Annotated in this window: 18 protein-coding genes; 11 read left to right on the plus strand and 7 right to left on the minus strand. The window is 63.0% G+C overall.

Features of this window, described 5'->3' with window-relative positions:
- Positions 1-187: 187 nt before the first annotated feature.
- The 5 genes from CWS72_RS01200 to CWS72_RS01220 all read left to right on the plus strand — a co-directional run bounded on the left by CWS72_RS01200 (position 188) and on the right by CWS72_RS01220 (position 4,874).
- Positions 188-1,207, plus strand: coding sequence for an amino acid ABC transporter substrate-binding protein (locus tag CWS72_RS01200; RefSeq protein WP_101248721.1), 1,020 nt, complete (start codon positions 188-190; stop codon positions 1,205-1,207).
- A gap of 105 nt (positions 1,208-1,312) precedes the next feature.
- Positions 1,313-2,410 carry an amino acid ABC transporter permease gene (locus CWS72_RS01205; RefSeq protein ID WP_338056136.1) on the plus strand — a complete coding sequence of 366 codons (1,098 nt, stop codon included), beginning with the start codon at positions 1,313-1,315 and terminating at the stop codon, positions 2,408-2,410.
- Position 2,411: 1 nt separating this feature from the next.
- A complete protein-coding gene (locus tag CWS72_RS01210) occupies positions 2,412-3,506 on the plus strand; it encodes an amino acid ABC transporter permease (protein ID WP_101248723.1) in 1,095 nt (364 codons plus the stop codon).
- 14 nt (positions 3,507-3,520) lie between these two features.
- Positions 3,521-4,267, plus strand: coding sequence for an amino acid ABC transporter ATP-binding protein (locus CWS72_RS01215; protein ID WP_199175494.1), 747 nt, complete (start codon positions 3,521-3,523; stop codon positions 4,265-4,267).
- Positions 4,268-4,322: 55 nt separating this feature from the next.
- The gene (locus CWS72_RS01220; RefSeq protein ID WP_241911520.1) at positions 4,323-4,874 is read left to right on the plus strand and encodes a gamma-glutamylcyclotransferase; all 552 of its coding nucleotides are present in this window, start codon (positions 4,323-4,325) and stop codon (positions 4,872-4,874) included.
- 71 nt (positions 4,875-4,945) lie between these two features.
- Here the strand turns inward: CWS72_RS01220 and CWS72_RS01225 are convergent, their stop codons facing one another.
- From CWS72_RS01225 to CWS72_RS01235, 3 genes are all read right to left on the minus strand, one after another.
- Positions 4,946-5,332 carry a hypothetical protein gene (locus CWS72_RS01225; protein WP_101248726.1) on the minus strand — a complete coding sequence of 129 codons (387 nt, stop codon included), beginning with the start codon at positions 5,330-5,332 and terminating at the stop codon, positions 4,946-4,948.
- A 7-nt stretch (positions 5,333-5,339) separates the two neighbouring features.
- Positions 5,340-6,242, minus strand: coding sequence for an LOG family protein (locus CWS72_RS01230; protein ID WP_101248727.1), 903 nt, complete (start codon positions 6,240-6,242; stop codon positions 5,340-5,342).
- A 276-nt stretch (positions 6,243-6,518) separates the two neighbouring features.
- Entirely contained in the window at positions 6,519-7,004 is a 486-nt protein-coding gene (locus CWS72_RS01235; RefSeq protein WP_101248728.1) for a YchJ family protein, read from the minus strand.
- Positions 7,005-7,157: 153 nt separating this feature from the next.
- On the opposite strand from CWS72_RS01235, the gene CWS72_RS01240 reads away from it, so the two are divergent.
- The gene (locus CWS72_RS01240) at positions 7,158-8,138 is read left to right on the plus strand and encodes an aldo/keto reductase (protein WP_101248729.1); all 981 of its coding nucleotides are present in this window, start codon (positions 7,158-7,160) and stop codon (positions 8,136-8,138) included.
- Positions 8,139-8,169: 31 nt separating this feature from the next.
- Here CWS72_RS01240 and CWS72_RS01245 read toward each other — a convergent pair whose 3' ends face one another.
- Positions 8,170-9,435: an ammonium transporter gene (locus CWS72_RS01245; RefSeq protein WP_101248730.1), complete on the minus strand. Its 1,266-nt coding sequence runs from the start codon at positions 9,433-9,435 to the stop codon at positions 8,170-8,172.
- 390 nt (positions 9,436-9,825) lie between these two features.
- On the opposite strand from CWS72_RS01245, the gene serA reads away from it, so the two are divergent.
- The gene (gene serA / locus CWS72_RS01250; RefSeq protein WP_101248731.1) at positions 9,826-11,058 is read left to right on the plus strand and encodes a phosphoglycerate dehydrogenase; all 1,233 of its coding nucleotides are present in this window, start codon (positions 9,826-9,828) and stop codon (positions 11,056-11,058) included.
- Positions 11,059-11,340: 282 nt separating this feature from the next.
- On the opposite strand, the gene CWS72_RS01255 is transcribed toward serA, so the two are convergent.
- From CWS72_RS01255 to CWS72_RS01265, 3 genes are read right to left on the minus strand one after another with little or no spacing between them, the layout of a single operon-like run.
- A complete protein-coding gene (locus CWS72_RS01255) occupies positions 11,341-12,222 on the minus strand; it encodes a transglutaminase family protein (RefSeq protein ID WP_101248732.1) in 882 nt (293 codons plus the stop codon).
- Positions 12,219-14,792 carry a circularly permuted type 2 ATP-grasp protein gene (locus tag CWS72_RS01260; RefSeq protein WP_101248733.1) on the minus strand — a complete coding sequence of 858 codons (2,574 nt, stop codon included), beginning with the start codon at positions 14,790-14,792 and terminating at the stop codon, positions 12,219-12,221. The genes CWS72_RS01255 and CWS72_RS01260 overlap by 4 nt, the downstream gene beginning before the upstream one ends.
- Positions 14,793-14,834: 42 nt before the next feature.
- A complete protein-coding gene (locus CWS72_RS01265) occupies positions 14,835-18,191 on the minus strand; it encodes a transglutaminase family protein (protein ID WP_101248734.1) in 3,357 nt (1,118 codons plus the stop codon).
- Between the two features lie 273 nt (positions 18,192-18,464).
- Here CWS72_RS01265 and CWS72_RS01270 point away from each other — a divergent pair, with 273 nt between their 5' ends.
- The 4 genes from CWS72_RS01270 to CWS72_RS01285 all read left to right on the plus strand — a co-directional run bounded on the left by CWS72_RS01270 (position 18,465) and on the right by CWS72_RS01285 (position 22,408).
- Complete coding sequence (locus CWS72_RS01270; protein WP_101248735.1) at positions 18,465-19,193, plus strand: response regulator; 729 nt, start codon at positions 18,465-18,467, stop codon at positions 19,191-19,193.
- 112 nt (positions 19,194-19,305) lie between these two features.
- Entirely contained in the window at positions 19,306-20,691 is a 1,386-nt protein-coding gene (locus CWS72_RS01275) for a pentapeptide repeat-containing protein (protein ID WP_146002583.1), read from the plus strand.
- A 284-nt stretch (positions 20,692-20,975) separates the two neighbouring features.
- Positions 20,976-21,881, plus strand: coding sequence for a 1,4-dihydroxy-2-naphthoate polyprenyltransferase (locus tag CWS72_RS01280; RefSeq protein ID WP_101248737.1), 906 nt, complete (start codon positions 20,976-20,978; stop codon positions 21,879-21,881).
- Entirely contained in the window at positions 21,878-22,408 is a 531-nt protein-coding gene (locus CWS72_RS01285) for a TlpA family protein disulfide reductase (RefSeq protein WP_241911521.1), read from the plus strand. Before CWS72_RS01280 ends, CWS72_RS01285 begins: the two co-directional genes overlap by 4 nt.
- The last annotated feature ends 102 nt before the right edge of the window (positions 22,409-22,510 follow it).

Consider the following 22,510-nt stretch of genomic DNA (forward strand, 5'->3'; position numbering starts at 1 on the left):
TACTGGATCTGGGATAATTCTGGCTCGCGGGCTGCCGTATTTGTGAGCAAATTCAGCGAAAAAGATGAGGCTGCCCAAAATATGGCGCCAGCCTCTTGTAAGCTCCGAGAGGTGACGTCATCATGCGACGGTCAATGTCGGTTAAAGACAGACGGGCCACCTTAAATCTCTTGGAGGGAACGACAAAATGAAGTCCATCTTCTCCCTTTGTCTGGCGACGGTTCTACTGGGAATTGCAGGTACCGCCGAAGCCGGTCAAACATTCGATTCCGTGAAGAGCCGCGGACAGGTGGTCTGTGGCGTCCATACCGGTCTGGGCGGTTTCGGGGCACCGGATCAGAAGGGCAATTGGGCGGGCCTCGATGTCGATGTCTGCCGCGCCGTCGCCGCAGCCATGTTCGGCGATTCCACCAAGGTCCGCTATGTGCCGCTGTCGGCGCAGCAGCGCCTGCCGGCCCTGCAGTCGGGCGAGGTCGATCTGCTGTCGCGCAACACCACCTGGACGCTGACGCGCGAGGCCTCCAACGGTCTGTTGTTCGCCGCCGTCGATTTCTATGACGGCCAAGGTTTCCTGGTCGCCAAGAAACTCGGCGTGAAGAGCGCCAGGGAACTGAACGGGGCGACCGTCTGCGTCCAGACCGGCACCACCACCGAACTCAATCTGTCGGACTTCGCCCGTGCCAACAAGATCGACATCAAGCCGGTGACCATCGAAAGCTTCGAGGAGGCGGCGAGCGCCTTCATTTCGGGGCGTTGCGACGCCATGACCTCGGACGGGTCCCAGTTGGCGGCCATCCGCGCCAATCAGACGCCGGTCCCGGATGATTATGTCATCCTGCCGGAACGCATTTCGAAGGAGCCCCTGGCCACAGCCGTGCGCCAGGGTGACGATCAATGGTTCAACCTGGTGAAATGGTCCTTCCAGGCGATGATCGACGCCGAAGAGCGCGGCGTGAGCTCCGCCAATGTCGATGCCCAGTTGAAAAGCTCCGATCCCAACATTCAGCGCCTGCTGGGCGTCACCCCGGGCATGGGCAAGAGTCTCGGCGTCGATGAGAAATGGGCCTATTCCATCATCAAGCAGGTCGGCAATTACGGTGAAAGCTACGACCGCAATGTCGGCAAGGATTCCAAGCTGAAACTGGAACGTGGATTGAACGATCTGTGGAACAAGGGCGGGCTGATGTACGCCATGCCGATCCGCTGATTCTCCGCCATGGTTGATCCCGTTTCGTCTGGGGCTTCCTCCGCGGAATTCCGTCATTGGTGGAACAATGAGAGATTCCGCGGAGTTTTATACCAATTTCTGCTGATGGCGATGGTGGCTGGCATCGGCTGGTTCCTGGTCGCCAACACGCTCACCAATCTCAATGCCCGTCATATCGCCACCGGCTTCGGGTTCCTGGACCGCGAAGCCGGTTTCGGCATCAGCGAACATCTGGTTCCCTATCTGCCGTCCGACTCCTACTTTCGGGCGTTCGAGGTGGGGCTGCTGAACACGCTGGAGGTCGCCGTCATCGGTATCGTCCTGACGACCCTTCTGGGGCTCGTCATGGGCATCGCCCGGCTTTCGCACAACTGGCTGGTGGCGCGTCTGGCCTCGGCCTATGTCGAGGCCATGCGCAATGTGCCGGTCCTGCTGTTGTTGCTGTTCTGCTATTCCCTGATCACGGTTTCACTGCCGCTATCGCGCAACGCCTTCAATCTGTTCGACTGCATCTTCCTGTCCAACCGCGGCTTGCGCGTGCCGGCGATGATCTGGGACGACAGCGCGGTGATGGTGGTTTCAACCCTGGCGCTCGCCGTGGCGGCCAGTTTTCTGGTCGGCGTCTGGGCCCGTCGCCGGCAGGAAAAGACCGGCCGCTATTTCCCGGTGCTCTGGAGCAGTCTTGGGCTCATCGCGGGCTTGCCCCTGATCGCCTTTCTGGCGACCGGCGCCCATCTTTCCTTCGACGTGCCGCACATGGCGGGGTTCAATTTCGCCGGAGGTTCGACCGTCAGTCCGGAATTCGCCGCCCTTTTGCTGGGGCTGGTGGTCTACACCGGAGCCTTCATCGCCGAGATCGTGCGAAGCGGCATTCTGGCGGTGTCCTACGGCCAGACCGAGGCCGCGCTGGCGCTCGGCCTGTCGCGAATGCAGGTGCTGCGTCTGGTCGTCCTGCCGCAAAGCCTGCGCGTCATCATTCCGCCGCTGACCAGTCAATATCTCAATCTTGTGAAGAACTCGCCGCTGGCGGTGGCCATCGGTTTTCCCGATCTGGTGAGCGTGGCCAATACCGCCATCAACCAGACGGGGCAGGCGGTCGAGGGGGTGTCCATCATCATGGGGGTCTATCTGGCCATCAGCCTGATCCTGTCCTTCCTGATGAACTGGTACAACAAGCGGGTTGCCTTGCGGGGAGGGCGCTGAGATGGCCGAATCCTCCCTGCTGGAAAATCCTTCCGCCAATGGTTGGCTGCGCGGCCCCGTCGACTGGGCGCGAAAAAATCTGTTCAGTTCGCCCGCCAACAGCCTGCTCACCATCGTCGCTTTGTGGGGGTTGTGGCTGGCGGTTCCGCCCGCGATTCAATGGGGGCTGATCAAGGCGACCTGGATCGGCGATCCGGCCGCGTGCCGGGCGGCCGGCGGTGCCTGCTGGGGGTTGGTTACCGAGAAATACCGTCTGATCCTGTTCGGTATCTACCCCTACGACGAGCAATGGCGTCCGTTCCTGGCTGTCGTCCTGTTCATCGTCATGCTGGCGACGGCGGCCAATCCGCGATTCTGGAGGCCGTGGCTGGGTTGGGTGCTGGTGGCCGGACTGGTCGTCGTGAGCGTCCTCATGTGGGGTGGCATCCTTGGATTGCCCCTGGTGACGAATGACCGCTGGGGTGGCCTGCCCCTGACCTTGATCCTGTCGATCTTCGGTATCGTCCTGTCCTTTCCGCTGGCCGTGGTGCTGGCGCTGGGGCGGCGTTCGCAATTGCCGGCGGTGCGGGCTTGGTGCGTCGTCTATATCGAGCTGTGGCGCGGCGTGCCCCTGATCAGCGTGCTGTTCATGGCCTCCATCATGTTTCCGCTGTTCATGCCCGAGGGCGTGACCATCGATAAATTGCTGCGCGCGCAGCTCGGCATTATTTTGTTCACGGCCGCCTATCTGGCCGAGATCGTCCGTGGCGGCTTGCAGGCCATTCCGCGTGGGCAATATGAGGCGGCCGATTCCATCGGCCTGACCTACTGGCAGAAGATGCGCCTGGTGATTTTGCCCCAGGCGTTGCGGCTGGTCATTCCGCCGCTGGTCGGCCAGTTCATCACGACCTTCAAGGATACCTCGCTGGTCATCATCATCGGACTTTACGATCTGCTTTCCAGTACCAAGGTGGCCCTGTCGGATCCGCAATGGCGGGCCTTCTATGTCGAGGGCTATGTGGTGGCTGCGTTGATCTATTTCGTTTTTTCCTACGTGATGTCGCAATACAGTCAATATCTTGAGCGCCGCCTCAGTGCCGGCGCGCGCCGCAGGTGATGGGAACAAGCTTCATGCCGACAGACGAAATCGTCATTTCGCTCAAAGACGTGAACAAGTGGTACGGGACGTTCCACGCCCTGCGCGACATCAATCTTGACGTCCGCAGGGGTGAGCGGGTGGTGGTGGCCGGGCCCTCGGGGTCGGGGAAATCCACGATGATCCGTTGCGTCAACCGCCTGGAGGAACATCAGAGCGGCATCATTCTGGTCAATGGGACCGAAGTCTCGAACGACGTCAAGGCGGTCGAGAAGGTGCGCCGCGACGTCGGCATGGTCTTCCAGCAGTTCAATCTGTTTCCCCATCTGACAGTGTTGGAAAATCTGACGCTGGCCCCGATCTGGGTTAAGCACATGCCGAAGGCCGAGGCGGCGGACATCGCCATGAAATATCTGGAGCGCGTGAAGATTCACGAGCAGGCCAAGAAATATCCGGGCCAACTGTCGGGCGGTCAGCAGCAGCGCGTGGCTATCGCCCGCAGCCTGTGCATGCGCCCCAGCATCATGCTGTTCGACGAACCGACGTCGGCGCTCGATCCCGAAATGATCAAGGAAGTCCTGGACGTGATGGTCGAACTGGCCGAAGAAGGCATGACCATGGTATGCGTCACCCACGAAATGGGGTTCGCCCGCACCGTTGCCGACAAGGTGGTGTTCATGGCCGATGGTCAGGTGGTGGAAATGAACACTCCCTCCGAACTTTTCGGCAATCCGAAGGAAGAACGGACACGACAGTTCCTGAGTCAGATCATCCGTCACTGACGCCGGTTGAAACGAGGGGGCGCGCGGCGCGCAGACGCCGGGCGGAGGTACAGCGTTGAGTGGTGATCTTTGGGTGTTCGGTTACGGCTCGCTGATGTGGCGGCCGGATTTTCCTTATGTGGAGGTGGAGCCCGCCGTTCTCGACGGATATCACCGGTCCTTTTGCATCTACAGCCGCTATTGGCGGGGAACGCCGGAGCGGCCCGGGCTGGTGCTGGGCCTGACGCCGGGCGGCGTCTGCCGGGGGCTGGTCTACCGCGTGGCCGAGGAGGAGCGGCACGCGGTCGTTTCCTATCTGAACGAGCGTGAACTCGGCAGCTATGCCTATCTTCCGAAGACCCTCCCGGTCACCATCGGTGACGCCAGGGTGAACGCCTATACGTTCGTCGCCGACGAGGCTCATCGTTACTATGCCGGTGATCTTGCCCTGGCCGAAGCGGCCCATATCATCATGGAGTCGCAAGGCATCGCCGGCCTCAACCGCGATTATCTGATCAACACGGTCCGCGAGTTGGAAGCCACCGGCTTCGTCGAGCCGGCCCTGCACGCCCTGTTGCGCACCGTCGAGGAACTGACCGGCGTCATCGAAGGCGGCAGCGGGATTTGAAAAAGCGCAGGGTCACCTCAGACGAGGGATAGGAGGGCTTTTAAGCCGCCGAGGCCCCTGGGCGTCGTTTTTCACCCCGCGTCGGCGTCGATGTACTGGCGGAGCAGCATGCCCAGGATGATGGTCAGGAAGGGCACGACGAACATCAGCATGACCAGGATATGCACGGTCAGATGTTTCCGCCGTTCGGCCCGTTCGGAAAGGGGGGCAGGCTCCTTGGAAACGCCGCTTTCGACGGGCTTCCTCAGCCGATAGGCGAGGACGCCGATGATCGTGGTGACGATCAGCCCGGCGATGCTGGTGTCGACGATCGGGGTTCCCGCCCGCATGGCCACCAACGGCCCCATGCCGGAGAGCAGAAACCACATGGGTGAGGTCAAGCCCAGTCCAAAGGCGAAGATGCCGATGGCGAGGGCGGTCAGGAAGGCTGCCGGGGAATCCAGGAACTTCAATGCCATCCCCTGTTCAGTCGGTTGCGGCCTTGACCATTTCCAACGAGGACAGGCCCCAGAAGCGGGCGATGTGATGCCAGGCTTCCTCGGCCGTTTCGACGAATTCGAACAGATCCTTGTCGGCCGGGGCGATCATCCCTTCGTTCACCATGGTGTCGAAGTTGATCACCCGCTCCCAATATTCCTTGCCGAACAGCAGGAAGGGGATGCGCTCGATCTTTCCCGTCTGGATCAGGGTGGCGGCCTCGAACATCTCGTCCAGTGTGCCGAACCCGCCGGGAAACACCACCAGTGCCTTGGCGCGGGTCAGGAAATGCATCTTGCGCAGGGCGAAATAGTGGAAGCGGAAAGACAGTTCGGGCGTGACGTAAGGATTGGGCGCCTGTTCCATCGGCAGCACGATATTGAGGCCGATGGATTGGGCCCCTGCGTCATCGGCGCCGCGGTTGGCCGCCTCCATGATGCCGGGGCCGCCTCCGGTCAAGACCACGAAATCGCAGTCGCTGCCCATGGCACAGGTTTTCGAGACCATTTCGCCCAGGCGCCGCGCTTCGTCGTAATAGCGGGCGTTGGCCAGCGTCCGGCGGGCGATGCCGACCTTGCGGGCCAGTTCGGCATTGTCCGGATGGGCTCGGGCGGCGCTTTCGGCTTCGGCGAGCGACGCCTCGGCAGTGGCGCGATCGGTGATGCGGGCGCTGCCGAAGAATGTCACCGTCGAGCGGATGCCGTGTTCCTTCAGCAGAAGGTCGGGCTTCAGCAGTTCGAGCTGGAGGCGAACCGGCCGCAGATCTTCGCGGAGAAGAAAGTCTTCGTCCTTGAAGGCGAGGCGATAGGCCGCCGATTGGCTTTGCGGCTTTTCTGCGAGTTCGGCGTCTTCACGGGCAGTTGGAAAAGGGCCTTCACCTTTGGGTGTCATGCGGAACTTCCGTTGCTTAATCGGATAGATTTAGGGACGAACGGGCCGATATCCAATGGTTGGCAGGCATTCCCCGGGATTTCGTCGATGCCGCCGCCGTGACTCGCTTCAGATGAGTCACGGCACGCGGGCGACAGGTATCGCTAGTGGAACGTTTCATCTTGAATGAAAGGTTCCACGAAAGCCTGAGCGGCGTCTGAGCCTGCCGGAGCCGGAGGCGAAGGCATCGTATGAAGCCCACCTAGTCGGTCGTGTCATTTTAGATGACGCGCCCGACTAGGAGCGACCGCAACATTGCTTGTATTTCTTGCCGCTGCCGCATGGACAGGGATCGTTGCGCCCGACCTTCGGACCGCTGCGCACCACCGGCTTGTTGTGCATCTTGCCGTCGACATAGACCCAACTGGCGTCGAGGCGGCGGAAGTTGGCGGTTTCATGGTGCGTCTGTTCCAGGCCGTTCTGGCGGAAGCGCGCGGCGAATTCCACCGTGCCGGTTTGCGCGTCCGCCTCGCCGCCTTCCGTCGAGAGCACCGTCAGACCTTGCCATTCGACCGCTTTCGCCCAGGCTTCGGCCGCCTTGCGGTCATGGTCGGTGCGGGCTTCCGGCGCCAGGCTGCGTTCCAGATGGTCGATGTCGCACAGCACATAGGCCGTGTAGCGCGAGCGCATCAGCGCCTCCGGCGTGGCGGCGGGGCCGCCGGCCAGGATGGGGCCGCAGCAATCTTCGAGGGCTTTGGCGCTGCCGCAGGGGCAATCGGTCATGATGTCTCTCAAGTCCCAGGTTGAAATGAAACCGAAGGCGCTTGTTACCCCAAACCGGGCCGCCGGTCCAGGAGGCGTTGTTTTGAAGCGTCCCGCATGATTGGATATGGCCGGGACGTTCGGATCTCGCGGGGGATTTTAAGGAGTGGATCGATGGACACTGTGAAGCTTGGCCGGACCGGCCTCGAAATCTCGCATCTCACGCTGGGCTGCATGACTTTCGGCGTTCCCGGCCGGGGCCCGCACTCCTGGACGCTCGATGACGAGCAGAGCCGCCCCCTGATCAGGAAGGCGCTCGATCTCGGCATCAATTTCTTCGATACCGCAAATGCTTATTCCGAAGGGACTTCGGAGGAAATCGTCGGTCGCGCCCTGAAGGACATGGTGCGTCGCGACGAGGTGGTGATCGCCACCAAGGTCTACAACCGCATGCGCCCCGGGCCGAATGGCGCCGGCTTGTCGCGCAAGGCGATCATGACCGAGATCGACAACAGCCTGCGGCGTCTTTGCACCGATTACGTCGATCTCTACCAGATCCATCGTTGGGATTACGCAACGCCGATCGAGGAGACGCTGGAGGCGCTTCACGATGTGGTGAAGGCCGGCAAGGCGCGCTACATCGGCGCCTCGTCGATGTACGCCTGGCAGTTCGCCCAGGCGCTTTACGTGGCCAGGCTGCACGGTTGGACGGAATTCGTCAGCATGCAGAACCATCTGAACCTGCTTCATCGCGAGGAGGAGCGGGAAATGCTGCCGCTTTGCGCCGATCAGAAGATCGCGGTGCTGCCGTGGAGTCCGCTGGCCCGCGGCCGGCTGACCAGGGACTGGAACGAAACCAGCGAGCGCCAGGAAAACGACGCCTACGGCAAGACGCTCTATTCCGCCACGTTGGATGCCGACCGCCGGGTCGTCGAAAAAGTCGCCGAGGTGGCCAAGGCGCGCGGCATTCCCCGTGCCCAGGTGGCATTGGCCTGGGTTCTGCGGAAGCCGGGGGTCACCTCGCCGATCGTCGGGGCCTCCAAGCCCCGGCATCTCGATGACGCGGTGGCGGCCCTGTCGATCGAGCTGTCGGCCGAGGAAGTCGCGGCGCTGGAGGCCGCTTACGTTCCGCACCCCGTCGTCGGTTTCTCCTGACGGGGCGCCAGATCGCCCACCATGCGCAGGATCAGGCGACCCGTCTGGGGTCGTCGAGGACGGGGGAAATGTCGTAGGACGGCACTTCCTCCTCCGGATAGGCGCCGATCCGGTGGATCGAGAGATCCGCGCCGGCGAATTCCTCCTCGCCGGATAGCCGGAGACCCAGAATAGCCTTCAAGACGCCGTAGACGACGAAGCCGGTCACCGTGGCGATGAGGACGCCGAGCCCGGTTCCGAAAATCTGTGCCGGCAATGAAACGCCGCCCAAGCCGCCCAGCGATTCCTGTCCGAACACGCCGCAGGCGATACCGCCCAGGGCGCCGCAGAAGCCGTGCAGGGGCCAGACGCCCAGGACGTCGTCGATCTTCCATTTCGACTGGCACTGGTTGAAGACCCAGACGAACAGCATGCCGGCGATCGCACCGGTGGCGAGCGCGCCAACCGGATGTATGACGTCGGAACCGGCACAAACGGCGACCAGCCCGGCCAGGGCTCCGTTGTGAATGAAGCCGGGGTCGTTGCGGCTGATCAGCAGGGCCGAGAGGATGCCGCCGACCATGGACATTAGGGAATTGAGGGCGACCAGTCCCGACAATCCTTCGATCTTCTGCGCGCTCATCACGTTGAAGCCGAACCAGCCGACCGACAGGATCCAGGCGCCAAGGGCCAGGAAGGGGAGGTTCGACGGGGGGATGCCGGCCATCCCGCCACCTTTGCGGTAGCGGCCGCGGCGGGCGCCCAGCATCACTACGGCGCCGAGGGCCACCCAGCCGCCGAAGGCATGGACCACCACCGATCCGGCAAAGTCGTGGAACCCGCTGCCGAAGGTGGCGCCCATCCAATCCTGGAAGCCCAGGCGGGTCCCCCACACCATGCCTTCGAACCCGGGATAGAAGATGGCGGTGATCAGGAATGTGGCGATCAGTTGCGGATGGAATTTGGCCCGCTCGGCAATGCCGCCGGAAACGATGGCGGGAATGGCCGCCGCGAAGGTGGCCAGGAAGAAGAACTTCACGAGATCGTAGCCTTTAGGTGCGAAAAGGCTGCCTTCCGCGCCTGTCAGGACCTTGGCCGAAACCAGGAAATGCACGCCATAGGCGATGCCGTAGCCGATGAAAAAATAGGCAACGGTCGAGACGGCGAAATCGGTCAGAATTTTTACCAGGGCGTTGACCTGATTCTTGCGCCGTACCGTGCCGACTTCGAGAAAGGCGAAGCCCGCATGCATGGCCAGCACCATGATGGCGCCGAGCAGAACGAATAGGACATCAAGCCCCGGGGTGGTGGAATCCATCTTGGCCTCGTGAAGTCATTCCTGAAACGCGATGGGCCAACCGCTATCAAACGGCATGCCAACGCATATCGTTTGGAGTGAATTCCACGATTTCAACCGATTAGTCGGAATACTTGAAAAAGTCTTAAAAATATTCTGCAATAAAAATGGGCAAACTAGAAAGAAATGGCCTATAAATTAGACAATCTAGTCTTTCGAAGACGTTATGGTAACATAATAGGCAAAACTCATATCCTTGTCAATATTGCTTATTATTTGGGCTGCGGTGGGCTTTCTGGTCGGGCTCTCCCTGGCCGTCACCGCTATGCAGCTTTTTCATCTCCGGTCTATACCTGCGGGCCAATCTTTCGTATCTTCGCCGCCTCCTCATTTGATGCCGAGGCAACCGCCGTGGTGAAGCTTTCCCTTTCCAAAGATAAGATCCGCATTCTGCTGCTGGAAGGCGTCCATGAAAACGCCGTCCGCGAATTTCACGAGGCAGGCTACAACAATGTGGAATTGTTGCCGCACGCCCTCGGTGAAGCCGAGCTGGTCGAAAAGATCCAAGGCGTGCATATGCTGGGGATCCGCTCGGCCACCAAGCTGACCGACAAGGTCCTGGCCGCGGCCAACCGTCTGTTTTGCGTCGGCTGCTTTTGTATCGGGACCAATCAGGTCCGGCTGGATACGGCGCGCCGGGCCGGTATCCCGGTGTTCAACGCGCCCTATTCGAACACCCGCTCGGTGGCAGAGCTGGTCATCGGCGAGATCGTCATGTTGTTGCGCGGCATTCCGGACAAGTCTCGTCTGGCGCATGAAGGGAAATGGCTGAAGAGCGCCAAGGACTCCTTCGAGCTGCGCGGCAAGACCCTGGGCATCGTCGGCTACGGCCATATCGGTTCCCAATTGTCGGTGATGGCCGAGGCCATGGGCATGCGGGTACGCTATTTCGACACAGAGAAGCAGCTCGCCATCGGCAATGCACAGCCCTGCTCCAAGCTGAAGGAGCTGTTGAGCATCTCGGACGTGGTAACTCTGCATGTGCCGGCGACGCCGCAGACCAAGAACATGATCGGCGAGAAGGAATTGCGCGCCATGCGCAAGGGGTCCTACCTGATCAACGCTTCGCGCGGCAATGTGGTGGTGATCGAGGCCCTGGTCAAGGCTCTGGAGGACAAGCATCTCCTCGGGGCGGCCATCGACGTCTTCCCGTCCGAGCCGGGCAGTAATGCCGACGCGTTCGACAGTCCCTTGCGCGGTCTGTCCAATGTCATCCTGACGCCGCATGTCGCTGGCTCCACGCATGAGGCTCAAGCCAATATCGGTCTCGAAGTGGCCGAGAAGCTGATCAAATATTCGGATAACGGCTCGACCTTCGGGGCGGTGAATTTCGTCGAGGTCTCGTTGCCGGTGAAAGCCAGCGGCGGCCGTTTCCTGCACATCCATGCCAATGTCCCCGGCATGCTGCGGCGGATCAACGAGCTGTTCTCGTCTCGGAATCTGAACGTTTCAGCCCAGTATCTGCAAACCGACCCGGAGGTCGGCTATGTGGTGGTCGATATCGACGGCGAGGTCGACGAGGCGGAGGTGATGGCCGAACTGCAGGCTTTGGAAGGCACCATCCGGGCCCGTTACCTGTACTGATATTCAGGGGACTTCCCGCCGCGTCGTGGGTGGCGTCGGCGGGATACCCATAGGCGCAAGCTTAACCCTCGCCCGCTTTGCGGGAGAGGGGACGAGCGAAGCGAGTTGGGTGAGGGGACTTACGCGCGGGAGCGCGGAAAAAGTGTGCAGAAACAAACAAGTCTTTATGTCGCGCGGACGCTAAGCCCCCCTCACCCGGCCGCTAAAGCGGCCACCATCTCCCGCAAGGGGCGAGGGTTATGCTAGCGCTTATGGGCGTTCCTGCCGGTGTTCCGGCCCGTCTCACGCCTCGATCGGCTCGACGTCGACGGCGACTTTCAGCGACTGCTCGCCGCCGCCCAGCACCACGCCCTTCAAGGGGCTGACGTCGCCGTAATCCCGGCCCCAGGCCGTGGTGATATGTTCAAGGTCGGGAACGCGGTCGTTGGTGGGATCGAAGTCGATCCAGCCGGTGCCGGGGACATAGGCCTGGAACCAGGCGTGCGACGCGTCGCTGCCCTTCAGTTTGGTCCCTCCCGGCGGCGGCCGGGTGAGCAGATATCCCGAGACATAGCGGGCCGCCAGGCCGACACTGCGCAGGCAGGCGATCCCCAGATGGGCGAAATCCTGGCAGACGCCCCGGCGGTCGATAAGCACCCGCTCCAGCGGGGTGCTCACCGTCGTCGCCGTGGGGTCGTAAGTGAAGTCCCGGTGGATCCGGTGCATGAGATCGAGCAGGCCGGCGAGGATCGGGCGGTTGGCCGGAAAGGAGGCCTCGGCATAGTCGGCCAGCGCCTCCGAGATACCCGCCAGGGGACTGGGAAAGCAGAATTCCTTGGCTTCCAGAAGTTCGGGCGTGCGGACGCTGTCCAGGACGTCGACGACGCTTTCCCACCAAGGCGTATCCTCGGGGGCCGGGCGGATGCGCGGCTTCAGCTCGACCCGGCTCAACGACTCGACGATCAATTTACGGTGCTGGTCGTGCAGCGAGAAAAAAGTGATCGGATTGCCGAAATAGTCGGTTCCGTGCCCTTCCATCTCGGTGGGCTGCGGACGGATCCTCAGGGTCGAACGGCGGCAGACCTGCCAGGAAAGGGGACGTGGCGCCAGATGCGCCATGTGATGGGCCACCAGCACCGGCTCGTTGTAGGTGTAGGTGGTCAGATGGCGGACCTTGTAATTCATGGCATCGGTTCCCGGATCGGGGCGTTTCCCGTGGCGCTGCGGCCAACCGCGTGGGTGAAATATTCCCGTGTCACCGTCTCCGACAGCTCCCACAATTTCGAGCGCAGGACTTCCAGATAGGTCGCCAGATTCCGTCGGCCGCCGTCTTCGTCGGGGCGGGCGAGAACATCGACCTCGGCCGTGCGGACCGCTCCGGTCAGCCAGATGGTCAGGCGCTGCTCAGGGCCGTAGAAGGCGGTGCGGCGTCCCGCCGCCACCTGATCCATGTGGGTGCCGAGAGCGGCCATCTGGAAGGCCAGCGAGCGGGGGTTGCTTTCGTCGGCCAGCAGCAGGTCGAGCACGGGGGCGAACTGCGGCGCGGAAAGATAACGCGAGCGATAGGTCATGGCGCTGTCCGAGACTTCGAGCAGCACGTCGAGGGCGGCCGAGCCGGCGCTGTCCAACGGTTGCAGGATGTTGGAAAGAACATCGAGGACATGCATGCCGCGCTCCAGCCGCCGGCCGATATCGACGAAGCGCCAGGCCAGGCCGCGCGTCATGTTTTCCATGGCCAGTCCGCTCAACGCCTCGCAGGCGAGCACGACGTGGTTCAGCAGATTGACGAGATCCTCGGTGTTCAGGCGATCGCCCATGCTGATTTTCGAAACCTCGTCGAGCAGCCGGTTGACCGCCCGCCAGGTGTCCAGCGACAGGCGGTCACGGACCATGGCGGCCATGCGATGGACCCGTTCGATGGTGGCCCTGAGGCCGTGGATATGGGCCGGGTCGAAGTTCATCCGGGCGATGGTGGCGGCGGCCTCTTCGGGGTCGATGTCCGCCGGCAGCCGGTAGAGCCGGCTGATCAGGCTGACCGCCACCGGCAGTTCGTCGGCCGCGCCATAGCTGGCGGCATTGCCGATGCGCGACAGGGTGGCCCGCAAAAGCCGCGTCGCGTCTTCCGAGCGTTCGACATAGCGGCCGAACCAATAAAGATTGTCGGCCACCCGGCTGGGCAGGTCATGGGCGCCGCGCACCAGCTTGACCGGGGCGTCGGCGGTCTTCAGCGGCACCGCGAGCGGCACCTGTTCGTCGGCGCTGATCCAGGTGTCCTTGCTGCCGCCGCCATATTGCATCGAGACGATATTGCCGCCGCGCTCGGCGGCGACGCGGGTCAGGCCGCCCGGCATGACGACATAGCCGTCCTCATGCGCGGCGACGAACACCCTCAGCATCATTGGCCTGGGATCCAATTCGCCCTTCGTCCACACCGGCGCGGTGGACAGTTTCAGGCGCTCCTGGGCGAGAAAGGCTTCGGGGCGGTTGCGAATGTTCTGGGCCAGTTCGGCCCGGCGGATCGCCGGGAGATGTTCGCCGAATATCGGCTGGGGCAGGGCCTTGATGCCTGGATAGGCCGGTTTGACCACCATGTGGTCGAGATTGGCCAGCACGTAATCGCGTTCCTTGTTGCCGCCGCACCACCAGGTGGCGACCGAGGGCATCTTCAGGTCCTCGCCCAGCAGTCGTCTCGCCAGAAGGGGCAGGAACGGGGCCATGGCGCCGCTTTCCAACAGGCCGCTGCCCAGGCCGTTGGCCACCACCACATTGCCCCGCCGCACCGCCTGAACCAGGCCGGCGATGCCCAGCGTCGACTCGCCCCGCAATTCCAGGGGGTCGCAATAGGCGCCGTCAGTGCGGCGCAGGATGACGTCGACCGGTTGCAGACCGTCCAGGGTCTTCAGATAGACATGGTCGCCGCGAACCGTCAGGTCTTCGGCTTCGACCAGGGTATAGCCCAGGAAGCGGGCGAGATAGGCGTGTTCGAAGAAGCTTTCGTTATAGGGGCCGGGCGTCAGAAGGACGATGCGCGGCGCCTCGTGATGGCGCGGCGAGAGGCTGTAGAGCGTCTCGCGCAATTTATGGAAAAATGGCGTGAGCGGCTCGACCGGGCGGGTGCGGAGCATCTCGGGCAGCGTCCGGGCGACAATGACGCGGTTTTCCAGGGCGTAGCCGGCCCCCGAGGGCGCTTCGCAGCGGTCGGACATCACCCACCATTGCCCATCGGGCGAGCGGGCCAGGTCCGCGGCGTAGAGATGCAGGCGCCGTCCGCCGGCGGGACAGACATTGTGCAGCGCTCGCAGATAGGAGGGGTGACCGAAGACCAGGGCCGGCGGCAGCATGCCGTCGCACAGTAATTCGCGCGGTCCGTAAAGATCGGCCAGGATTCTGTCGAGAAGTTCGGCGCGCTGCATCATCGCCGCTTCGATGCCCGCCCATTCCTGGGAGGACAGGATCAGGGGTACGGGGTCGAGCTGCCAGGGTCGGTCCAGTCCGCGGGGGTCCCGATAGACGTTGTAGGTGACGCCGTTCTCGCGGATCAGGCGCTGCGCCCGGTCCCAGCGGGTCAGCATCTCGTCGTGGGGAAAGGTCGACAGGGCTTCGATGAAGTTTTCCCATTGGGGACGCAGCCAGCCGTCGGCGTCGACCATTTCATCCCTGTGGCCGCGGACCATGGGATAGCCCAAACGGAAGGCCCCCGGCAGGGAGCCTTGCCCGATCAGTCTGTCATCCGGCGGAAGCTGCCTGCGTTCCATATGTCTTTCACACACCAAAAACGGGTTATTCGCGTTCTATCGTCACCGAACTGAGAGCCGCAGGTCAAGGGTGGTGGGAAAATCCGGATTGGGCTCGGGCGGCGGCGGAGACATTTCGCCCGGCGTATGACCGATGGCGAAGAAGCGGGCGAGACGGCGGCTTTCCGCCTCATTGGCGTTGATCGGGAAGGTTTCGTAATTGCGTCCGCCGGGGTGGGCCACGTGATAGGTGCAGCCGCCCAGCGAGCGTTTGTTCCAACTGTCGACCACGTCGAAGATCAGAGGGGCATGCACGCCGATGGTCGGATGCAGGCAGGACGCCGGCTGCCAGGCGCGGAAGCGGACGCCGGCGACGTACTCTCCCGGCGTTCCGGTCGGCGTCAGCGGCAGACGGTGGCCATTGCACGTCACCACATGGCGTTCGCCCACCAGGCCGTCGACCTTGACCTGCAGCCGTTCGACCGAGGAATCGACGTAACGCACGGTTCCTCCGGCGCCGGGTTCCTCTCCCATGACATGCCAGGGTTCCAGGGCCTGGCGGACCTCGACGCCGACGCCGCCGTGGCGGACGTTGCCGTACCGCGGGAAGCGGAACTCGTAATGCGGGGCGAACCAGGCATTTTCAAAGGGAAAACCGGCGCGGCGCATGTCGTCCAGAAGATCCGTGAAATCCCGCCAGAGGAAATGGGGCAGCATGAAGCGGTCGCGCAGCGCGTGTCCCCAGCGGACCAGCGGGGCGCGATAGGGTTCGAACCAGAAACGGGCGATCAGGGCGCGGAGAAGAAGCTGCTGGGCGCAGCTCATCTTTTCGTGCGGCGGCATCTCGAAAGCGCGGAATTCGACCAGGCCGAGCCGTCCGGTGGGGCCATCCGGCGAATAGAGCTTGTCGATGCATATTTCGGTGCGGTGGGTGTTGCCGGTGACGTCGGTCAGGACGTTGCGCATGATGCGGTCGACCAGCCACGGCGGCACCTCAAGGCCCGGCAAGGGCAACTGGCGGAGCGCGATGTCCAGTTCGTAGAGGCTGTCGTCACGCGCTTCGTCGACGCGCGGCGCCTGGCTGGTCGGTCCGATGAACAAGCCGGAGAACAGATAGCTGAGGCTGGGGTGGTTCTGCCAACAGCGGACCAGGCTGCCGAGGAGGTCGGGGCGGCGGAGGAACGGGCTGTCGGGGGCCGTCGCCCCGCCGACGACGATATGGTTGCCGCCGCCGGTTCCAACGTGGCGGCCGTCGATCATGAACTTCTCGGTGCCGAGACGGGTCTGACGGGCGCAATCGTAGAGCGCCGCCGTCGTGTCCCTCAGCGCCGGCCACGAGGACTGCGGGTGGATGTTGACCTCGATGACGCCGGGATCCGGGGTCACCTTGATGAGATTGAGCCGGTAATCGGTGGGTGGCGGATATCCCTCGATATGCACGGGCACCGAAAGGTCGTCGGCGGTTTCCTCGATGGCGCTCACCAGTTCGACGAAGTCGTCGGCATTGTCGAGCGGAGGCATGAAGAGGCACAGCTTGCCGCCGCGCGGTTGCAGTCCGAGCGCCGTCCGGACGGTATCGGAAATCCAGCCGGAAGCTGTTTGGCGGACTTCGCCCAGGGGTGTTGTGGCCTGCTCCTTGATGATGGCCGTCGGTTTCGCCGTCGGCGAGCCCGTTGCCTGCCGTTTAGGCTGGGCCGTCGGCGGGGACTGGCGCAACTGCTGCGGATCGGGCAGGGGGCCGCGCGGCGAGAAGGGATCTTCCGGGTAGGTCCAGGGATAGGCGGAGGGCGAAATCCAGGGCAGCGATTCGAGCGGCAGCCGATAGCCCAGGGGCGAATCGCCGGGGACCAGAAACATCCGTCCCCGGCGCATCGGCCAGGGGCCGGTGATCCAGCGGGGCCGATCCTTGGCGTTCCAGCGCTGGATCGGCAGGGCAAACCCGACGGGACGGTCGAGGCCACGGCTGAAGACCAGGGCGAGGCGGGCCCTTTCCTCGGGATCATCGAGCTTGCAGTCGAGCGGATCGACATTGACCGGCAGCGTCTGTTCGCGGGCGATGTAGTGCAGCGGATCCTCGTAGGCCGCCACCAGATATTGGCTGTCCAGCCCCAGCCGCTGGCACAGCCGTTCGCCGAACAGGCGCGCGGTTTCCTCGTCGGGCTGATCCTCGGCGTCTTCCGCGGCGACCAGATCTGGATTGTTCCACAACGGTTTCCCGTCGCCCCGCCAATAAAGCGAGAAGGCCCAGCGAGGAAGGCTTTCGCCGGGATACCATTTTCCCTGGCCGAAGGTCAGCAGGCCGCCAGGCGCGAAGCGGTCGCGGAGCCGGTTGATCAGCGCGAAGGCTTTCTGGCGTTTGGTCGGCCCGACGGCGGCGGTGTTCCATTCGTCGGCGTCCATGTCGTCGAGCGAGACGAACGTGGGTTCGCCGCCCATGGTCAGGCGGACGTCGCCGGATCGCAGGATTTCGTCGATCTTGTTCCCCAGAGCGTCGATGCCGGCCCATTGTTCGTCCGTGTAGGGCTTGGTGACGCGCGGCGTTTCGACGATGCGCCTGACCTCCATGTGATGGGCGAATTCCACCTCGCAGGGTTCCACCAGGCCGGTGATCGGCGCGGCGCTTCCCGGTTCGGGCGTGGCCGCGAGGGGGATATGTCCCTCGCCGGCCAGGAGGCCCGAGGTCGGATCGAGGCCGATCCAGCCGGCTCCAGGCAGGTAAACTTCCGTCCAGGCATGAAGATCGGTGAAGTCGCGCTCGGGTCCGGCGGGGCCGTCCAGCGGTTTCTGGTCGGGGACCAATTGCACGAGATAGCCCGAGACGAACCGCGCGGCCAGCCCCAGGTGGCGCAGCGTCTGCACCAGCAGCCAGGCGCTGTCGCGACACGACCCGGTGCGTTTGCCCAGCGTTTCCTCGCAGCTTTGGACGCCGGGCTCCATGCGGATGACGTAACCGATCAAATGCTGCAGATCGCGGTTGAGGCCGACCAGGAAGTCGATGGTCCGGCAGGCCGTCCGGTCGATGCCCTTGAGGAAGGCCGCGAGTTCCGGTCCCGCCGGCTCGGCCACCAGGAAGGGTTTCAGTTCCTCGCTCAAGGTGGGGTCGTAGTCGAAGGGAATGGTTTCGGCGGACGGCTCGAGAAAAAAATCAAAAGGATTGAAAACGGCCATTTCGGCGACCAGATCGACCTCGAAGGTCAATGCCGTGACCGGTTCTGGAAAAACCAGGCGAGCCAGGAAATTGCCCTGGGGATCCTGCTGCCAATTTATGAAATGGCCGGAAGGCTCAACCTTAAGGGCGTAAGATAGGATGCTGGTGCGGGAATGGGGGGCCGGGCGAAGCCTGACCACCTGGGGTGAAACCTTGACCGGGCGGTCGTATTGGTAGGTCGTCTTATGGTTGAGGGCGACGTGAATGCTCATGTGGCTCCCCGAAATGATGGCCGTCTGCGATCAATGGCTCAAAGCCGGGTTCATCGCAAGCCAAGATTTGTCCGATTTTTGGGCAGTCAAGGGCGCGGCCTGTCTTTTGGGCTACTTTGAGGCGGGAACCATTGGCAGACGTGACCTTTGTCATGTGTTACCTTTGTTGCAACCCATTAAAGTCGGTGGCATATTCGGCTTCAGGGTCCCAAAAAGTAAATGGTTGCCCCTCGGTTCATTCGAATTTCTACATAAAGCCAAGAAAGGCAAGAAATGGGCAGGGACTACCACATCCTGGTATTGGAAGATGAACCGGCCACCTGCGCCATGTTGGCAACTCTCATGGAATCTGAGGGCTTTCGCGTCAGTACTGCGCAGCGCGCCGCGCAGGCCCATGATCTGGTCGCTCATCATCGTTTTGATCTGATACTTCTCGATTTGAACCTGCCTGACGAGGACGGTCTCTACATCGCCCGCGAAATGCGTGCCAAATCGGATGTCGGCATCATCATGCTGACCTCGCGCAAGGAGGATATCGATCGCGTGATCGGCCTTGAGATGGGCGCCGACGATTACGTGACGAAGCCGTTTTTCCCGCGTGAGTTGGTGGCCCGGGTGAAGAATTTGCTGCGCCGTCTGAACATGCCGCGCGCCGGACGCCGGGCCGATGGCCCGCCCGGCAGCGAAGTCCGGCGTTTCGACGGCTGGGAGATGGATCTCGCCAAGCGCAGCCTGATCGATCCGCAAGGCCTGGAAATCAATCTGACGCGGGCCGAATTCGATTTGCTGACCGCCCTGGTCAACAGTGCCGGCCGCGTATTGTCGCGTGATCAGCTTCTCGATGCCATCGGCAGTCAGTTCTGGACGCCGGTGGATCGTACCATCGACGTTCTGGTCAGCCGCTTGCGCCGCAAGATGGAAGTCGACCCCAAGTCCCCCGCGATGATTCTGACCAGTCACGGTTTCGGCTATAAATTCGCCCCGTCGGTGGCGGTGGGCTGAACCGGCAATCGGTGGTGATGGGCTGAACTGGATAACCCTCCTAAGGTTATCGACGCGCTTTGCAAACGGCGCCACAATGAGCCGCGCCCGGGTTTGGCAAGGGGGCGGATGAGTGAGTGCGGTTTCCGCTATTGATTGGACCAAGCAACGGATTTTGATCGTCGATCGCGACGAACAGTTCCGTTTTTTTGCACGCGGCCTGTTTCTTCACCGCCGGGTTTGCGAGGTCCAGAGTACGGCTCGCGTCACCGAGGTGCCGCGTCTTTCCCACCAGGAAATCAATATCGCTTTCATCGAGGTGCCCGAGGACGACACCCCCGTCATCCAGATGCTGCGGTGGTTGCGTCATGGCGAGGACAGTCCCGCTCCCGAAATGCCGGTCATCTTGTTGGTGAAAACGCTGGACAAGACCCAGTTGGCCCGCGTTACGGCCTTCGGTATTCATGGCATTCTGCAAAAACCGGTATCGGGCGAGAAACTGCTGAAGGCGGTCGTCGGCGTGGCGACCAATCCGCGCCTGTTCAAATCGGCGGGGGAACCCGTCGCCGACGCCGCGTCGAAAGTTCTTCCAGCGGCCAAGGTGGCCGTCGAGGAATCCGCTCCGGCGTCCGTCCCCGTCGGAGAGGCGCCGCCGCCCCCGCCGGTCGAGCGGCGAACGGCCGCCCAAAAGGCGGTCAGGGTGGCCGCACGACCCGTCGGACGGGATCTTCCCTCGCCGCCTCCGGCGATGACGGTCCGCTCGGGAGGCGGTATCGGCGCTGTCGAGCCTCCAGCCAAATCGAACCGGGGGACGGATCCGATCGAAGTGGTCGCAAGCCCTCCGGTGGCCGAGATCCGGCCATGGCCCGACGAATCGGCCGCCGTCGGGAAGGCGCCGTCGGAGCCGCTGGAACTGGCCGCCCTCGCGGAAAACAAGAAAAAAAAGAAGAAAGACATTGCCCTGGCGGACCCGCTCCAGGACAAGGACGGCGCCAAAAAGGACGCTGGGGCCGGGATCGAAGCAATCCTTGAGGCCCACGCCTCATGGGTTGCCAGCAGCGGCGGAGACGGCCGCCGGGCCAACCTCGAAGGGCGCGAGTTGTGTGGTCTGGCCCTCGGCGGCAAAGTGCTGAGCTCGGCGATGCTGCGGCGCGCCGAGCTTTCCGGGTCCGATTTCACCGGGGCCGATATGCACGGCGTCGACCTTCGCAATGCCGACGTTTTCGGCGGCACCTTCGTCGGGACCAATCTGGCCGTGGCCCGCATGCGGCATGCCAAATTGCGGGGGTGCGTCTTTTCCCAGGCCAGCCTGAAGGGCGCCGACCTGGGCGGAGCCGATCTGACCGGGGCGACATTCGGCGACGCCGACCTGACGGGCGCCATTCTCGTCGGGGCCAATCTGGCCGAAGCCGATTTGTCAGAGGTGGGCGGTTTGATCCAAGGGCAATTGGACGGTGTCAAAGGCGATGCCGCGACCCGACTGCCGCCAGGTCTGATTTTGCCGGAGGGAAATGATTGATTCGGCATGGCGGATGACTGAGGTTCTGGCTAAACGATAAGTGCCACAGGCCCTTGTCGAGATTTGCTATAAGACGTTCGGGCGGATTCGCTCCGCTCCGGGGCACGATCCTGTGGATAAACGGGGCCCTGCCGTGCTATTGGGCATTCTGTCGGTCATGCCGGTCGCCTGAGCCCGAGCGGCGCTTCGGCCCGCCGGGGCGGAGCGTGGACGTCATCTGAAACCGTGGGGTTTGGAGCGTTAATTTCGTGACAAGCCCTGAGTTTTGAACCATAGAGGATTTTATGTCGACTTCAGTTGCTGCTCCCCGGCCGTCGCCTTTCGTCCTTTGGCTGATGGCCATCCGTCCGCGAACCCTGAGCCTTTCGGCGGTTCCGGTGGCGGTGGGCAGCGCGATCGCCTGGAGCGGCGACGGACGCATCAATTGCCTGGCCATTCCCTTGGCGCTGGTCGCCGCCATGGCCATCCAGATCTGCTCCAACCTGTACAACGATGTCGCCGATCACGAGCGTGGTGCCGACGGTCCCGATCGCCTGGGGCCGCTGCGGGTGACGGCTGCGGGTCTTCTGTCACCCTCCCAGATGAAGCGCGGCGCCATGGTCTGCACGGTCGTGGCGGCGCTGGCCGGCCTCAGCCTGGTCTGGATGGGCGGTTGGCCAATTCTTCTTTTGGGCGTCGCCAGTCTGCTGGCCGCCTGGGCCTACACCGGCGGTCCGCTGCCTATCGCCTACACGCCGTTCGGTGAAATTTGCGTCCTGATCTTTTTCGGCATCGGCGCCGTGGCTGGAACCTATTGGCTGCATCTGGGGCGGGTGACGGTGGCTTCGGTCCTGGGCGGTGTCGCCATCGGTTGCTTCGGCTCGGCGGTCCTGCTGGTCAATAACTATCGCGACATCGTGGCCGATACCCGGGCCGGGCGCCGGACCCTGGCTATCGTCGCCGGTCCGCGGATCAGCCGGTGGCTTTACGCCCTGCTGATGGTCACTCCTTTCGCCCTGCTGCCGGTGTTCGACCTTCTGCTGCGCGGCGGGCACGCCTGGGTGGCCCTGGTCGGCCTGCCCCTGGCCCTGGTGATGGTCAGGCGGTTCTTCCGCGAGGCGCCGGGGCCGGCCTTCAATCGGATTCTCGGGCAAACGGCCCAGGTGCAGTTGGCCTATGGCCTGTTGCTTTGTGTCGGACTCGCCCTGTGAGGGCCCCGCGCGGGCGGCTTGCCCGTCTTTTCGGCTTTCTGCTGGTCGTCGCCATGGGGCATTCCGCGCATGCCGGCGAGCTGCTGCTCTCCTCGGCGCCGAAGCTCGTGCCATCTGTGACCTTCACCGATCAGGACGGCCGCCCGCTTGGGCTGGAGGCGTTCAAGGGCAAGGTGGTGGTGCTTGATTATTGGGCCACCTGGTGCGCGCCCTGCCGCGCCGAATTCCCTCAACTCGACAAGCTGCAGGGCCGACTGGCCGACAAGGGATTGGTCGTGGTGGCCGTTTCCCTGGACCGCAAGGGTAAACCGGTGGTCGATCGTTTCTACGAGGATCTGCGCATCTCCCATTTGGGTAAATATCTCGATCCGTCGAGCCACAGCGCCACGGCGCTGGGAATTCGCGGGCTTCCCACCACGCTGCTCATCGACCGCCAGGGGCGGGAAGTGGTGCGTGTCGAAGGCGAGGCCGCCTGGGATGGCCCCGAGATCGGTAAAATCCTCGAAGGTCTCCTGGCCGGCGGGTGAACGGCCTTGTCGCCGGATCTCTTGACGCGGCGGTCCCCCGGATGCTTTGCTGCGAGTTCTGGCCATAAAAAAATCGGGGTTGTTATGCAGTATCAACGCACG

Source organism: Telmatospirillum siberiense (assembly GCF_002845745.1).
In the GTDB taxonomy this organism is placed as follows: Bacteria; Pseudomonadota; Alphaproteobacteria; order Rhodospirillales; family Magnetospirillaceae; genus Telmatospirillum; species Telmatospirillum siberiense.

Coding starts and splice junctions, on each gene's coding strand:
- CWS72_RS01200 (WP_101248721.1), top strand. CDS start 188: ATGAAGTCCATCTTCTCCCTTTGTCTGGCGACGGTTCTACTGGGAATT.
- CWS72_RS01205 (WP_338056136.1), top strand. CDS start 1,313: ATGGCGATGGTGGCTGGCATCGGCTGGTTCCTGGTCGCCAACACGCTC.
- CWS72_RS01210 (WP_101248723.1), top strand. CDS start 2,412: ATGGCCGAATCCTCCCTGCTGGAAAATCCTTCCGCCAATGGTTGGCTG.
- CWS72_RS01215 (WP_199175494.1), top strand. CDS start 3,521: ATGCCGACAGACGAAATCGTCATTTCGCTCAAAGACGTGAACAAGTGG.
- CWS72_RS01225 (WP_101248726.1), bottom strand. CDS start 5,332: ATGGCATTGAAGTTCCTGGATTCCCCGGCAGCCTTCCTGACCGCCCTC.
- CWS72_RS01230 (WP_101248727.1), bottom strand. CDS start 6,242: ATGACACCCAAAGGTGAAGGCCCTTTTCCAACTGCCCGTGAAGACGCC.
- CWS72_RS01235 (WP_101248728.1), bottom strand. CDS start 7,004: ATGACCGATTGCCCCTGCGGCAGCGCCAAAGCCCTCGAAGATTGCTGC.
- CWS72_RS01240 (WP_101248729.1), top strand. CDS start 7,158: ATGGACACTGTGAAGCTTGGCCGGACCGGCCTCGAAATCTCGCATCTC.
- CWS72_RS01245 (WP_101248730.1), bottom strand. CDS start 9,435: ATGGATTCCACCACCCCGGGGCTTGATGTCCTATTCGTTCTGCTCGGC.
- CWS72_RS01255 (WP_101248732.1), bottom strand. CDS start 12,222: ATGAATTACAAGGTCCGCCATCTGACCACCTACACCTACAACGAGCCG.
- CWS72_RS01260 (WP_101248733.1), bottom strand. CDS start 14,792: ATGGAACGCAGGCAGCTTCCGCCGGATGACAGACTGATCGGGCAAGGC.
- CWS72_RS01265 (WP_101248734.1), bottom strand. CDS start 18,191: ATGAGCATTCACGTCGCCCTCAACCATAAGACGACCTACCAATACGAC.
- CWS72_RS01270 (WP_101248735.1), top strand. CDS start 18,465: ATGGGCAGGGACTACCACATCCTGGTATTGGAAGATGAACCGGCCACC.
- CWS72_RS01280 (WP_101248737.1), top strand. CDS start 20,976: ATGTCGACTTCAGTTGCTGCTCCCCGGCCGTCGCCTTTCGTCCTTTGG.